This window comes from Streptomyces azureus, assembly GCF_001270025.1.
Lineage (GTDB): Bacteria > Actinomycetota > Actinomycetes > Streptomycetales > Streptomycetaceae > Streptomyces > Streptomyces azureus.
Map to the genome: position 1 here is coordinate 37,703 of NZ_DF968300.1, position 13,069 is coordinate 50,771.

General features: G+C 71.9%; 13 protein-coding genes and 1 pseudogene. 4 read left to right on the forward strand and 10 right to left on the reverse strand.

Annotated features, from left to right (window positions below; all coding sequences use genetic code 11):
• Positions 1-126 precede the first annotated feature (126 nt).
• Positions 127-1,752 (reverse strand): IS200/IS605 family element transposase accessory protein TnpB, encoded by a 1,626-nt coding sequence (locus AOQ53_RS20360; RefSeq protein ID WP_059419286.1) that lies wholly within the window; start codon positions 1,750-1,752, stop codon positions 127-129.
• Positions 1,753-1,949: 197 nt separating this feature from the next.
• On the opposite strand from AOQ53_RS20360, the gene AOQ53_RS41330 reads away from it, so the two are divergent.
• Positions 1,950-2,282, forward strand: coding sequence for an STAS domain-containing protein (locus AOQ53_RS41330; protein WP_148640357.1), 333 nt, complete (start codon positions 1,950-1,952; stop codon positions 2,280-2,282).
• On the opposite strand, the gene AOQ53_RS20365 is transcribed toward AOQ53_RS41330, so the two are convergent.
• From AOQ53_RS20365 to AOQ53_RS20375, 3 genes are all read right to left on the reverse strand, one after another.
• A complete protein-coding gene (locus tag AOQ53_RS20365; RefSeq protein WP_059419288.1) occupies positions 2,166-3,182 on the reverse strand; it encodes a sigma-70 family RNA polymerase sigma factor in 1,017 nt (338 codons plus the stop codon). The two genes, AOQ53_RS41330 and AOQ53_RS20365, sit on opposite strands and share 117 nt — an antisense overlap.
• A gap of 119 nt (positions 3,183-3,301) precedes the next feature.
• The gene (dnaN, locus tag AOQ53_RS20370) at positions 3,302-4,450 is read right to left on the reverse strand and encodes a DNA polymerase III subunit beta (protein ID WP_059419289.1); all 1,149 of its coding nucleotides are present in this window, start codon (positions 4,448-4,450) and stop codon (positions 3,302-3,304) included.
• A gap of 99 nt (positions 4,451-4,549) precedes the next feature.
• Complete coding sequence (locus AOQ53_RS20375; protein ID WP_059419290.1) at positions 4,550-5,821, reverse strand: MFS transporter; 1,272 nt, start codon at positions 5,819-5,821, stop codon at positions 4,550-4,552.
• 63 nt (positions 5,822-5,884) lie between these two features.
• Between AOQ53_RS20375 and AOQ53_RS20380 the strand changes: the two genes are divergently transcribed.
• Positions 5,885-6,847 carry a LysR family transcriptional regulator gene (locus AOQ53_RS20380; protein ID WP_059419292.1) on the forward strand — a complete coding sequence of 321 codons (963 nt, stop codon included), beginning with the start codon at positions 5,885-5,887 and terminating at the stop codon, positions 6,845-6,847.
• A gap of 95 nt (positions 6,848-6,942) precedes the next feature.
• Here AOQ53_RS20380 and AOQ53_RS20385 read toward each other — a convergent pair whose 3' ends face one another.
• Positions 6,943-7,701: a dienelactone hydrolase gene (locus AOQ53_RS20385; protein WP_059419293.1), complete on the reverse strand. Its 759-nt coding sequence runs from the start codon at positions 7,699-7,701 to the stop codon at positions 6,943-6,945.
• Positions 7,702-7,824: 123 nt separating this feature from the next.
• On the opposite strand from AOQ53_RS20385, the gene AOQ53_RS20390 reads away from it, so the two are divergent.
• The gene (locus AOQ53_RS20390; protein WP_059419295.1) at positions 7,825-8,982 is read left to right on the forward strand and encodes an adenosine deaminase; all 1,158 of its coding nucleotides are present in this window, start codon (positions 7,825-7,827) and stop codon (positions 8,980-8,982) included.
• A 139-nt stretch (positions 8,983-9,121) separates the two neighbouring features.
• Complete coding sequence (locus AOQ53_RS20395) at positions 9,122-9,478, forward strand: hypothetical protein (RefSeq protein ID WP_059419297.1); 357 nt, start codon at positions 9,122-9,124, stop codon at positions 9,476-9,478.
• A gap of 84 nt (positions 9,479-9,562) precedes the next feature.
• Here the strand turns inward: AOQ53_RS20395 and AOQ53_RS20400 are convergent, their stop codons facing one another.
• From AOQ53_RS20400 to afsQ1, 5 genes and pseudogenes are all read right to left on the reverse strand, one after another.
• Positions 9,563-9,775 carry a PspC domain-containing protein gene (locus AOQ53_RS20400; protein ID WP_059419308.1) on the reverse strand — a complete coding sequence of 71 codons (213 nt, stop codon included), beginning with the start codon at positions 9,773-9,775 and terminating at the stop codon, positions 9,563-9,565.
• Between the two features lie 63 nt (positions 9,776-9,838).
• A complete protein-coding gene (locus AOQ53_RS20405) occupies positions 9,839-10,423 on the reverse strand; it encodes a VanZ family protein (RefSeq protein ID WP_059419299.1) in 585 nt (194 codons plus the stop codon).
• Between the two features lie 95 nt (positions 10,424-10,518).
• Positions 10,519-11,136 carry a hypothetical protein gene (locus AOQ53_RS20410; RefSeq protein WP_059419301.1) on the reverse strand — a complete coding sequence of 206 codons (618 nt, stop codon included), beginning with the start codon at positions 11,134-11,136 and terminating at the stop codon, positions 10,519-10,521.
• The gene (locus tag AOQ53_RS20415) at positions 11,136-12,743 is read right to left on the reverse strand and encodes a sensor histidine kinase (protein ID WP_059419303.1); all 1,608 of its coding nucleotides are present in this window, start codon (positions 12,741-12,743) and stop codon (positions 11,136-11,138) included. Before AOQ53_RS20415 ends, AOQ53_RS20410 begins: the two co-directional genes overlap by 1 nt.
• Positions 12,740-13,069 (reverse strand): annotated as a pseudogene (gene afsQ1 / locus AOQ53_RS20420) (two-component system response regulator AfsQ1); the annotation flags it as partial. The gene AOQ53_RS20415 and the pseudogene afsQ1, both read right to left, overlap by 4 nt.

Here is a 13,069-nt window from a genome sequence, read left to right on the forward strand (position 1 = left end):
AGCCAACCCTCCGGGGAAGGCCGTCCCGAGGTCAATGTGATCCTTACGGCGCCGACAGGACGGACCGCCGCGATGAGTTACCGCCGCCCGCCCGGTCTACCGATCGTGGACGCCATGACACCGTTCCTATTCCGTGAGCAGGAGTGAGTCTTGGACCCGTACCTGCGCATCTGGCGCATCCCGAACGGTTTTGGATGCACTGGTCGCCCGCTTTCGCTCCGCATCCGGCGACACGCATCTTGTGCGTGGTCCGGGAATGCGGGGGCGGGTTTCCTCACGCGCCCGGGACCCGTGTCCGGCCTGGACGGTCCGATGCCCTGCAGCATCACTCTGGTGCTGCAGGGGCGGTGCCGTCCGTCGCCTGATCGGGTGCCCGAGGGTGCGTCGTCCGATGGCCACCGCGGCGGCGTCGTGCCGCGTGGTGGCCCGATTGATGCTGGTGAGGGGCTTGTGCCAGTGCTGGGCGCCCCATTTGCTGGTGTAGGCGGGATCAACCGCGACGACGGGGATGCCCAGTTCGGCGGCCATGCCGACCAGCCGGGCCCGCAATCTGGCGGTGGGCAGGCCGGAGATGAGCTTGCGGAACCGCTTGCGTCCGCCGTGCTTCTCCCGGGTCTTCTCGCCGGCGAAGTCGAGGTCCTCGACGGCGACGGCAAGGCTATGGCGCTTGGCAAAGTGCAGCAGCCGGATCAGGGCGTGCCGGATCTGGGCGTCGCGGTGGGTAGCGGTACCGGTGCGGTCGTAGCCGAAGCGCAGCGGTGCGCCGACGGGGTTGCCGTGGGTGTCCAGGCGCCAGGCGGCGAGGTGGTCGGCGTTGGTGTCGACTCCGAGCATCCCGCGCGTGCGTGCCGCTGCCAGCGGCACGCAGTTCACTGGCGGGTTGGTCCAGGAGGCGGTGAGGTACCAGCGGCCTCGGAGCACGTCTTCGTGGATGCGGTACGCCACGGCCCGGTGAGCGGTGATGCGGTCGCGCCACTGCTCGCCCCGGCGCGCGAACGCCACGCGTGCGGTGAGCACGTACCGGCCGTGCGGCGCGTTCGCCAGGTGGGCGAGCGGGGCGGGCAGCTTGACAGAGACCTCGCCGTCGGGACTGACGCGGATGGTCTCGTTGCCGTACCGCTTGCCCGACTCCCCGTCCGCAGCCAGGAACCGGCGCCCGGCCTCCCACCGGGCCCGCCACCCCGCCTCACTCAGCCCGGCCGCATCCAGGTGATGCCGCTTGTTCAGCAGCTGCTTCCCGCCCCGCACCACGTGCACGACACCGGCTCGCCAGTCGGCTCGCACCGCCTCCAGCCGGTTCTCCAGCACACGCAGCCTGCGGGACTTGGAATGCCACTCCCGCCGCGACCTATAGCCCCCTGGCGTGCCCTTTCTGCCCTTCTCACCCACCGGCAGAGACAGCCGACGAGCAATGGTGCGCACCCCAGCCTCGAGGCCCTGGATGTGTGCGAGTTGGGCGCGCCGCGCCAGACCCCACTGGTCGTTGCTGGCCTTCGTGATCGACCCCGCCCACCGCGCCGACGATTGCCCCGTCAGCGCCCGCTTACGGTCCGCCCACGCAGCGCTGTCGTGTTCCGGCCCGGCCGCACACCGCACCCTCAGATCGCGCGAGGCCAGCGAGCCGAGATGGTCACCCACCAGCCGCAGTACCCGTTCATCGGCGGCGGTCAGCTGCTTGAGCCGGTCCCGGACGGCGACCCCGGACGGGCCGGGCACCACGAACGGTGCCGCCACCTCCCGCAGCACGCCCAAACCCGACCACCCCCTTGCCTGCAGACCCACGACCTTCCCGCCGCGTCCAACGACCACCACCCGCAAAGGTCACTCATTCGATGAAAGAACTCCCGTTCCCCCGCCGCGAGCGACGCCCCACAGGGCCCGGACACTCGCACTCACACACGTCAGAACGCACACCTGCACAGCCATCCCGTACCAGTTCATACCCCCCCGTGCTCGTGCTCCCCGGCCCTGTCGCCCGGGACGAGGTGAGCGGACTGAGCGACGACGTACGGGCACTGCTGCGAGCCGGCCCTGCCCGGGTCGTGGTGTGCGATGTCGGAGGCCTCGGGCCGCCGGGGCTCGCCGCCGTCGACCTGCTCGCGCGGCTCCAGCTCGCCGCCCGCCGGGCCGGGGGCCGGATCAGGCTGCGCGATCCCGACCCGGCCCTATGCGCCCTTCTCGACCTGGTCGGTCTCCGCTTCGAGGTGGAGGGGCAGGTCGAAGAGCGGGAACCAGCGCTGGGTGTCGAGGAAGCAGTGGAACCCGGTGATCCGGCCGTCTGAGATCTCCAGCACCTGGACCGCCCACGGCGTGAAGCCGCCCTTCTCCGGGTCGGGCTTGTACTGGGCGAACCCCGGCAGGCCGTTGACCTGGACCGGCACCAGCCGGGAGCCCGCGCAGGGCGCGCCCAGGGTGGTCATGAAGCCGGTGATGTCGCCGACGCCGGTCAGCCACAGGTCGAACGGCGGCATCGTCATCACCGCGTCCTCGTGCAGCAGGGCCGTCAGCGCCGTCATGTCGTAGCCCTCGAAGGCCGCCACATAGCGGTCCAGCAGCTTCTGCTGGTCCTCGTCCAGCGGGTCGGAGAGGGTCGCGTCGGCGCCCGGCTCCTTCCGCTCGGCCAGGGTCGCGCGGGCCCGCTGGAGGGCGCTGTTGACCGACGCCACGGACGTGTCCAGCAGCTCGGCGACCTCGCTGGCCTTCCAGGCGAGCACCTCGCGCAGGATCAGCACGGCCCGCTGCTTGGCCGGCAGCTGCTGGAGGGCGGCCATGAAAGCGAGCCGCACGGACTCCTTGGCTACCGCCGCCTCCGCCGGGTCGTCGGTCGTGGGCAGCACACGGGCGTCCGGCATGGGCTCCAGCCAGGTGTTGTCCGGGCGGGGGGTGAGGGCCGCCTGGGCGAGCGGGGTGGACTCGGTCAGGTCCATGGGCCTGGCGCGCTTGTTGCCCGCGGTCAGCATGTCCAGGCACACGTTGGTCGCGATGCGGTAGAGCCAGGAGCGGAGGCTGGAGCGGCCCTCGAACTTGTCGTAGCTGCGCCAGGCGCGGATCATCGTGTCCTGCACCGCGTCCTCGGCCTCGAAGGAGGAGCCGAGCATCCGGTAGCAGTACCCCGTCAGCTCGGTCCGGTGTGCCTCCAGCCTGGTGTCCAGATCCGTTGGTGCCGCCGTGCCGTTCGTCATCGTCCACCCACCCCTGTGGAATTTCTGTCACTCGCCATCGCGCCCAGCACTTCGGAAGCTACCGCAGCCCACTGACAACGGCCCCCCGAGCACACAAAAGCGCAGGCAGGAGCAGCGCTTCAGACCAGCTGTTTCACCGACATCAGCAGGTGCCGGTGCCCCCCGGCCGTCTCCCCGGCCCCCTCGGCGGCCCCGTCGCCCGGCACCGCGTGCAGCAGCGCCCGCTGCCCCGCCCCCAGCAGTTCCAGCCGTACGCGCGGGCTCTCGAAGGACGTCAGCGCGTCCAGCAGATAGGCCGGGTTGAAGGCCACCGGCACCTCGTCGGCGCCGGTCAGCGTGGCCGGCAGCCGCTGGAGCGCCACGTCGTCGCCGTAGCCGGCGCGGAGCGTGACGGACCCGTCGGACGAGAAGTCCAGCCGCACCGGACTGCTCGCCTCCGCCACCACCGCGACCCGCCGCACGGCCTCCGCGAGCCCCTCGCACGCCACCTCGGCGACCGCGGCCCCCGCCATGTCGAACAGCGACTTGTACGTCGGCAGCCGCCCGTCCAGCAGCCGCAGCGCCGTCCGCGTCCGCCCGCCCTGGAAGCCGATCAGCCCGCCGCCGGCGGCCGGGTCCCACCCGATCAGCACGTCCCCGCAGCGCCCCAGCGACCGTGCGACGTCCAGCAGGCGCCGCGCGGGCAGCAACGCTTCCACCACACCGTCGGCCGCGGCCCCCGGCTGCCACTCCAGCCGCCGCACGGCGTACCGGTAGCGGTCCGAAGCGGCCAGTGTCATCTGTCCGTCCTCCAGGCGCAGTTGGACGCCAGTCAGCAGCGGAAGCGTGTCGTCGCGCCCGGCCGCGACGGCGACCTGGGCGACGGCCGTCGCGAACGCGACGGCGTCCACCGTGCCGTACGGCGCGGGCGGCGCCGGCAGGGCCGGGTACTCGGCGAGGGGCAGCGTCGACAGCCCGAACCGCGTGCCGTCCGCCTCCACCGTGAACCGCGACGCCTCCAGCGCGCAGCTCACCGGCCCGTCCGGCAGCACCCGGCAGACGTCCAGCAGCCGCCGCCCGAGGACGAGCACCCGCCCGGGCACCGCGACCTCCGCCTCGGCCTCCACCCGTACCGCCGCCTCGAAGTCGAACCCCGTCACGGCCAGCCGTCCCGCGTCCGCCTCCAGCAGCAGCCCGCCCAGCACCGGCACCGGCGCCCGCGAGGGCAGCGCCCGTACCGCCCGGCCCACGGCCTCGGTCAACGCCGTACGGTCGATGCGGAACTCCATGAAAATCCCCCTGCTCGGATCCGGTGGTCAGCGGAGGCGGACGTTATCCGCACCCACTGACAACCGGCCCCGACCAGGGGGAACGGCCAGGCTCCGGGCTCAGGCGGCCGTGGCCAGCCGGCGCTGCATCCGTGCCGCCCGCGTCCCGAAGACCGTGATCGTGACGACGCCCAGGACCGCCAGCAGGCCGACCCCGACCGTCCCGGCCCAGCCGCCCGCGTGGAAGGCGATCGCGCCGACCGTGCTGCCGGCGCTGGAGCCGATGTAGTACGCCGACTGGTAGAGCGCCGAGGCCTGCGCGCGGCCGGTCGTGGCCGTCTTGCTCACCGCCGAGGACGCCACCGCGTGGCCCGCGAAGAAGCCCGCCGTGATGAGGACCAGGCCCAGCAGGACCAACGGGAGGGAGCCGGCCAGGGACAGCAGCAGACCCGCCGCCGTCGTACCGCCGCCCGCGTACAGCGCGCCCCGGCGGCCCAGCCGGCCCACCAGGCGGCCGGCCGTCGACGCCGACACCGTGCCGACGAGGTACACCAGGAAGACCGAGCCGATGATGCCCTGCGGCAGCGAGAACGGCGCCTCGGTCAGCCGGTAGCCGATGACCGTGTACACGCCGCCGAACACCGTCATGAACAGCAAGCCGATCGCGTACAGCCGGCACAGCAGCGGGTTGGACAGGTGGTCACGGACCGTCCGGGCCAGCACGCGCGGCCGCAGCGAGCCGGCCTTGAAGTTCCTCGGGGCGGGGAGCAGCATCCGGAACGCCACCGCACACGCCACCGCGAGCGCGCCGATCACACCGACGGCGACCCGCCAGCCCCACTCCTGGGCGACCCAGCCGGTGATGACCCGGCCGCTCATCCCGCCGACGCTGTTGCCCGCGACGAACAGTCCGATCGCGGTGACCAGCGCCTTGGGGCTGACCTCCTCCGCGAGGTACGCCGTCGCCGACGCGGGCAGCCCGGCCAGGGCCGCCCCCTGGAGCGCCCGCAGCACGACCAGCACACCCAGCGACGGGGCGAAGGGCACGAGCAGTCCGACGGTCACGGCCACGGCCAGCGAGGCCGTCATGACCGCACGCCGTCCGAAGCGCTCCGACAGGGCGCTCATCGGCAGGACGAACAGCGCCAGCCCGCCCGTCGCCGCGGCCACCGTCCAGCTCGCGTCGCTCGCCGCCGCCCCGAACTCGCCGGAGATCAGCGGGAGCAGCGCCTGCGTGGAGTACAGCAGCGCGAAGGTCGCGACACCCGCGAGGAAGAGGGCGAGGCTCATCCGGCGGTAGCCGGGCCCGCCCGGGGACATACGTGAGTCGGCGGCAGGGACAGGGACATCGGCGCCCACGGTGGTGGACGCCTCGGTACTGGCGGGAGACATGCTTCGAACCTACGGACGCGCCCACTGATCCGTCCAATGCATGAAACGGCCATAATCGTTCCTATGACGCATCAACACAGTTCAACGGGTCGACTGTCACCGTCCAGTGACACAGAAGACATGGCGGAGATGTCGAAGGTGCTGGCGCCCCGCCTCGCCTACTTCGCCGGCGTGGCCCGCACCGAGCACGTCACCCGCGCCGCCCAGGAGATGAACGTCCCCCAGTCGACCCTCTCCCGGGCCATGGCCCGCCTGGAGCAGGACCTCGGCGTGGACCTCTTCGCCCGCCACGGCCGTACGGTCTCCCTCACCCCGGCCGGGCGCACCTTCCTCACCTCCGTCGAGCGGGCCCTGGCCGAGGTCGAGCGCGCCGCCGAGGAGGTCCGGGCCGACGCCGACCCCGCCACCGGCAAGGTGGCCTTCGGCTTCCTGCACACCATGGGCGCCGAGACGGTCCCGGGCCTCCTCCAGGCCTTCCGCGCCGACCATCCGCGCGTCCGCTTCAGCCTCGTCCAGAACTACGGCGAGGCCATGCTCGAGCGCCTCCGCGCCGGCGAACTGGACCTGTGCCTGACGTCCCCCGTCCCCGACGCCCCCGACCTGGTCGCCCGCCGCCTCGACGAACAGAAGCTCCGCCTCGTCGTCCCCGCGGACCACTCCCTCGCCACCCGCCGCCGCATCCGCCTCGCCGAGGCAGCGGACGAAATGTTCGTCACCCTCGAACCCGGCTACGGCCTCCGCCGCATCACCGACGACCTCTGCAAGGAGGCCGGTTTCAAGCCCCGCGTCGCCTTCGAGGGCGAGGAGGCGGAAACCCTGCGGGGCCTGGTGGCAGCGGGCCTCGGAGTCGCTCTCCTGCCCCCACCGGCCGTTCCCCGCCCCGGGGTCGTGGAACTGACGGTGACGTCCCCCAGAGCGGCCCGCGAAATCGGAGTGGCCTGGCTGAACGGCCACCCGGACACACCCCCGGTGGCGGCCTTCAAAAGGTTCCTGCTCTCAAGAAGGGGCAGTCTGCTGCCGACCTAGGGGTGCGGGGCCGTGTCGATATGCGGCTCCGCCGCCCGGGCGCGAGCAACCAAGGCAAACCCGCACCCCGAAAACCACAGGCACCTCAAACGGCGCTACCGCCTCGAAGGACTGAACCCCGCGGCCAGCGGCATCCGCAACCCCAACGGCGGCGGCGCGGCGAACGCATCCCGCACAGGCCGGGACAAGGCCCGCCCGAACAAGGCCCCCATCACGAAGTCCTCGGACAACGCGAGGACTTCATCCCGGTACTGGCTCAACCCGTGCCCGTCCGCGTGCACTTCGAACCGGCACACATCCCGATTCGTCTTCTTCGCCCGTGCCGCCAGCCGGAACGACAACTCGGGATCCGTCCGCTCGTCGTTCGTGCCGTGCACGATCAGCACCTGCCGTCCCACCAGCTGCTTCACCGGTTCGGGTGACGCGGCCACATCCTCCTCCGGCAGCCAGGGGGCGAGCGCCAGCACGGAGTTGACGGCCTCGTGCCCGCCCGCCCGCAACCCGGCCCGGCCGCCCATCCCGATGCCGGCGAGGCAGACGGGAACGTCTCCGTAACGCCGTACGACCTCGTCGGCGGCCCAGGCCGCGTCGGCCGCGAGGTTGGCCTCGCTGCCGTTCCAGCCGCGGCAGCGGTAGTGCACGACGTGTGTGACGAGACCCTCGTCCCGGCCCGCGCGGGCCAGGCGGCGCCCCAGGGCGCGTACGGAGGCGGTCGCCACCATGGGGGACGGCCTGCGGCCGGAGACCTCGTCGCCGCCGGGGAGCAGCAGCACCACGCCGCTCACCGCCGACGGCTCCGGACCGAATCTCCTGCCCAGCCGGGCCCTGCGAACCGGCGTCGGTTGGTGTGCCATGACAGAACAGTGTCAGAAGCGCGGGTGTACTCGACCCGTCCTTGGGGTCACCGTTACGTATCGACGGAAACGTAAAGCACACGAGGACGCGCCATCTACGCGCGTAGGAGTTAGAGTGCGGAAATGACGAGCCAGACCACCGCGAACACCCCGACACCGGACCAGATCCACCGGGCGCCCAAGGTTCTGCTGCACGACCACCTCGACGGCGGCCTGCGCCCCGCCACGATCGTCGAACTCGCCCACGCGACCGGCTACTCCCAGCTCCCCGAGACCGACCCGGAGAAGCTCGGCGTCTGGTTCCGCGAGGCCGCCGACTCCGGTTCCCTGGAGCGGTACTTGGAGACCTTCTCGCACACCGTCGGCGTCATGCAGACCCGCGACGCCCTGGTCCGGGTCGCCGCCGAGTGCGCCGAGGACCTCGCCGAGGACGGCGTCGTGTACGCCGAGGTGCGCTACGCCCCCGAGCAGCACCTGGAGGGCGGTCTGGGTCTCGAAGAGGTCGTCGAGGCCGTCAACGAGGGCTTCCGGGAAGGGGAGCGCCGGGCCCGGGAGAGGGGCCTGCGCATCCGCGTCGGAGCCCTGCTCACCGCCATGCGGCACGCGGCCCGCGCCCTGGAGATCGCCGAACTCGCCAACCGCCACCGGGACCTCGGAGTGGTGGGTTTTGACATCGCGGGTGCCGAGGCCGGCTACCCGCCCACCCGGCACCTGGACGCCTTCGAGTACCTCAAGCGCGAGAACAACCACTTCACCATCCACGCCGGCGAGGCCTTCGGGCTGCCCTCCATCTGGCAGGCCCTCCAGTGGTGCGGCGCCGACCGGCTCGGGCACGGCGTGCGGATCATCGACGACATCCAGGTCCACGAGGACGGCAGCGTCGAGCTCGGGCGGCTCGCCTCGTACGTCCGGGACAAGCGCATCCCCCTGGAGCTGTGCCCGAGCTCCAACCTCCAGACCGGGGCGGCGGCCTCGTACGCCGAGCACCCCATCGGGCTGCTGCGCCGGCTGCACTTCCGGGCCACGGTGAACACCGACAACCGCCTCATGTCCCACACCAGCATGAGCCGGGAATTCGAGCACCTGGTCGAGGCATTCGGTTATACGCTCGACGACATGCAATGGTTTTCTGTCAATGCTATGAAGTCGGCGTTCATTCCATTCGATGAACGGCTGGCCATGATCAATGACGTGATCAAGCCCGGATATGCCGAGCTGAAATCCGAATGGCTGTTCCGGCAGACCGCCTCCACCAGCGGTTTGTCGCCCTCGGAGAGCTGATCCGAGAATCCTCGGCGCACAGGGAATGCGGGCGGTGTTCACACTCCGTCCGCATTTCGATGTTTGCGGCGGATGGCGCCGAGTGATTACGGTCGCTGGACCGCTCACACCCCGTCATCCCATTATGAGGACGCATTTCATGAAGCAGTCTGCTGCCAAGTCCCTCGGTGTCGCCGCTCTCGGTGCCGCCTTCGCCGCCGCCGGTGCGGGCGCCGCCAACGCCGCCGTCCCGGCCCTCCCGGACACCGCTCAGACGCTGGAGACCGTTACCCAGGCGCTCCCGGCGGATCAGCTCTCCCCGACGCTGCCGGGCTCGGGCGAGGCACTGGGCCAGGGTCAGACGGCGGCCGGTGCCGGTCTCGCCGCCGCCCAGCCGGTCGCCGCCCAGCTGCTCGCCGAGGGGCCGACCGGGTCGGCCGCCGGGCTGCTCGGCGGTCTGCCGGTGGAGGGCCTGCCCACGCACGGCCTGCCGGTGAACGGCGTTCCGGTCGGCTGAACCTCCCGCCCGGGCGGAACACACACCGATGGGGCGCACCCCTGGAAACAGGGTGCGCCCCATCGGCGTTCTCGTGAACGGTCGTCACCAGGCTGCCTGTGCCTTGTTCTGCACCTTGTTCTCCGAGGGCAGCAGGATCCACAGCGCGATGTACAGCAGGAACTGCGGGCCGGGCAGCAGGCACGAGACCAGGAAGATCACCCGCATCGTCGTCGTGGAGGTGCCGAAGCGCCGTGCCAGTGCGGCGCACACTCCGCCGATCATGCGGCCGTGGGTGGGGCGGGCGAGGCGGGACATGTGCGTCTCCTTCAGCGTCGGGGCGTGAGGCTTCTCGTCCGAGTACCCCATCTGCACTCCACGCTACGGAGACGAAGGGGGCAAAGCGTCGCTCCACGGGGCGATCCCGACCCTGGGAATCGTCGGGGTCCGACCCTGAGCCGGCTCCTCCACGGGGAGGGGCGTGAGGGACGGGCCGACGGTGGTGCGGCGGCGCAGCCAGGAGCGGCCGGCCGGGACGAGCGCGAGATGCGCGAGAGCCACGCCCGCGGTGTTCAGGAAGAGCGAGTCGACGTCGACGACCTGACCCGGAACGCCGGTCTGGAGCAGTTCGATGCCCAGCGACAGCAGGGCGCCGGCCGTGACGGTGCGCAGCAGGGACGCCAGCGGTGAGACGACCAGTCTGCCGCTCGCCATCGGCAGCAGCACGCCCAGCGGGGCGAGCAACCCCAGCTTCTCGCCGATGTGCCGGGCCGCCTCCAGCCAGCCCAGGGCGAGATCGGCCCGGATGCCGTCGAAGGGCCGCAGATTGGCGGGCATCACCCAGGGCACGTCCAGCGGCCGCAGCGTGAACCAGGCGACGAACGCGAGGTGTGCGACGAGGAGGACACCTCCTGTCACACGGATGCGGAACGCGGCGCTGCCGCCGATGGAGCCTTGACGCTGCACGCCCCCGTAGACGCGGTCTCCGGCGGAATCGGTTCCGGGATGCCCCCGGTACGCCTGTGAGGCATGCGCCACAGCCCGGCGGAGCCCCGGCCCGCTCACTCCCCGGCCACGTCCTTGGACGGCGGCTCCTTGCTGCCCGGGCGGGCCCGCACCTCGTCGGTGCACTCCCAGCGGCGCGGGGGCCCGGCGCCGGGGCCGCCCAGGACCACGGAGCCGTCGCCCTGCGCGGCCGCCGAGTCGGCGAAGGTGCAGACGATCTGGGCGAGGGCGTACGAGGTGAGGCTGTCCGGCGTCATGCTCAGCCGCAGCGTGTCCTCCGGGTCGCCGGGCCGCGGCCCGCTCACGGTGATGCCGCCGCGTACGTCCGTGCTGTAGCCGGCCTCCTTCTCGGCGGGCGACGGCGGCGCCGCGAGCTGGTCGAGCAGGCCCTGCGCCACCAGCATGCGCCGCTCGGAGTCGGCCGCGCCGTCCGGGACCCGTACGGTCCGGTCGACGGTCACCAGCGACGACCCGCACAGCAGGAACACCTGCACCGGCAGCCCCCGGGCGGCCTGCGTCGACACGTCCGGCTCGGCGAGCGAACACCGCACTCGCGAGGGCGCGGGCCCGAAGTTCGTCGGCACCTCCGTGGCCCGGATCCCGCAGCCGGCGAGCAGCAGGGCGAGCACCGACACGGCACCGATCCGAGCCCTGGACACGAGACGTGTGGTCATCAGGCGTCCCCCTTCGAGTCCTCGCCCTGGTCCTGGCCGGTGTCGTCCCCGTCCTTCCGCTCGCCCTCGGCGGGCTGTTCCCCCGGCGCGTACGTGTGGCGCGGGAGCCGCAGTGTGAACACAGCGCCCGAGTCGGGCGAGTTGGCCGCGGTGATCTCGCCGCCGTGGATGTGGGCGTTCTCCAGGGCGATGGACAGGCCCAGGCCGCTGCCCTCGGAGCGCGGCCGGGAGGCGCTGGCCTTGTAGAAGCGGTCGAAGACGTGCGGCAGGACGTCCTCGGGAATGCCCGGCCCGTGGTCCTGCACCTGGATGACGAGCGAGTCGCCCTCCTCACGGACGGAAACCCGCACCGGGGAGCCGCCGTGCTTGAGCGCGTTGCCGATGAGGTTGGCCAGGATGACGTCCAGCCGACGCGGATCCAGCCGGGCGTGGATGCCGCGCTCGGCGTCCAGCTCGACCGCGTCCAGCCAGGCGCGGGCGTCGATGCACGCGGTGATCTGGTCGGCGATGTCGACGTCGTCCAGGACGAGCCGGGCCGTGCCCGCGTCGAAGCGGGTGACCTCCATCAGGTTCTCGACCAGGTCGTTCAGCCGCCGCGTCTCGCTGACCACCAGCCGCACGGCGGGCTCGATCATCGGGTCCATGCTCCCGGTCTCCGCCTCCAGCTCCTCCTCCAGCACCTCGGTCACGGCGGTGATGGCGGTGAGCGGCGTGCGCAGCTCATGGCTCATGTCGGCCACGAACCGCCGGGACGCCTCGTCCCGCGCGGCCATGTCGGCGACCCGTTTCTCCAGCGCCTCTGCCGCCTTGTTGAACGTCCGGGACAGGTCGGCGAGTTCGTCGGTCCCGGACACCCGGAGCCGGGTGTCCAGTTTGCCCTCGCCGAGCCGCCGCGCGGCCGTCCCCAGCCGCTGTACCGGCTTCAGCACGGTCGTCGCGGCGGCCTGCGCGAGCAGCGCCGAGCCGATCAGCGCGAGCCCCGTGGCGATCCCCAGCGACCAGGCCAGCGAGTTGAGGTCCTTCGCCTCCGGCTCCAGCGACTTCAGCATGTAACCGGTCGGACCGCCGCCGATCACCCGCGTCCCGGCCACGAGGTAGGGCGTGTCGTGATCGACGACCCGCTGCCAGTACAGGTGGTGCGGGTGTTTGTCGGCCCCGTCGGCCTTCTGCGTCTTGTTCACCGCCGTGCGCAGCGAGACCGGCACGTCCCGCAACGAGAAGCCGCTCAGCCCGCCGGAGCTGCCGTAGACGGTCCTGCCGTCGGCGTTGCTCGCGACCAGCAGCACGCTGAAGCGCTGGTCGCTGCCCGCCATCTGGCCCGCGGTGTGCTGGAGCTCGTCCTGCGTCGGGTGCTCGGGCAGCGCGCCCGCCCGGTTCTGCATCTCCTGCTCGAAGTCGCGCAGCACGGCGTCCTGGGTGCGGGTGAGCACGGCCTCGCGGTTGAGCCAGTACGCGATGCCGGACGCGGACACGGCGGCCGTCAGCGCCACCAGGCCGAAGACGACGACCAGCCTCAGTCGCAGGCTGGTGAAGCGCAGCCGCGACAGAACTCCCTTGCGCGCCGCGGTCCAGCCGCGGTCCCCCCCTTGGTGGTGCCGCTGTGTCACTGAGGCGGATCCAGCCGGTAGCCGACACCACGCACGGTACGGATCAGCGTCGGGGACGACGGCACGTCCTCGACCTTGGCGCGCAGCCGCTGGACACAGGCGTCCACCAGCCGCGAGTCGCCCAGGTAGTCGTGCTCCCACACCAGCCGCAGCAGCTGCTGCCGGGACAGCGCCTGCCCCGGCCGCCGGCTCAGCTCCAGCAGCAGCCGCAGCTCGGTCGGCGTGAGCTGGAGGTCCTCGCCGTTCTTCGTCACGGTCATCGCCGAGCGGTCGATGACGAGGCTGCCGAACGTCGCCGCGTCGTTGGACTCCCGCTCGCCGCGCCG

Coding starts and splice junctions, on each gene's coding strand:
- AOQ53_RS20380 (WP_059419292.1), top strand. CDS start 5,885: ATGACGCATCAACACAGTTCAACGGGTCGACTGTCACCGTCCAGTGAC.
- AOQ53_RS20395 (WP_059419297.1), top strand. CDS start 9,122: ATGAAGCAGTCTGCTGCCAAGTCCCTCGGTGTCGCCGCTCTCGGTGCC.
- AOQ53_RS20385 (WP_059419293.1), bottom strand. CDS start 7,701: ATGGCACACCAACCGACGCCGGTTCGCAGGGCCCGGCTGGGCAGGAGA.
- AOQ53_RS20365 (WP_059419288.1), bottom strand. CDS start 3,182: ATGACGAACGGCACGGCGGCACCAACGGATCTGGACACCAGGCTGGAG.
- AOQ53_RS20390 (WP_059419295.1), top strand. CDS start 7,825: ATGACGAGCCAGACCACCGCGAACACCCCGACACCGGACCAGATCCAC.
- AOQ53_RS20410 (WP_059419301.1), bottom strand. CDS start 11,136: ATGACCACACGTCTCGTGTCCAGGGCTCGGATCGGTGCCGTGTCGGTG.
- dnaN (WP_059419289.1), bottom strand. CDS start 4,450: ATGGAGTTCCGCATCGACCGTACGGCGTTGACCGAGGCCGTGGGCCGG.
- AOQ53_RS20375 (WP_059419290.1), bottom strand. CDS start 5,821: ATGTCTCCCGCCAGTACCGAGGCGTCCACCACCGTGGGCGCCGATGTC.
- AOQ53_RS20400 (WP_059419308.1), bottom strand. CDS start 9,775: ATGTCCCGCCTCGCCCGCCCCACCCACGGCCGCATGATCGGCGGAGTG.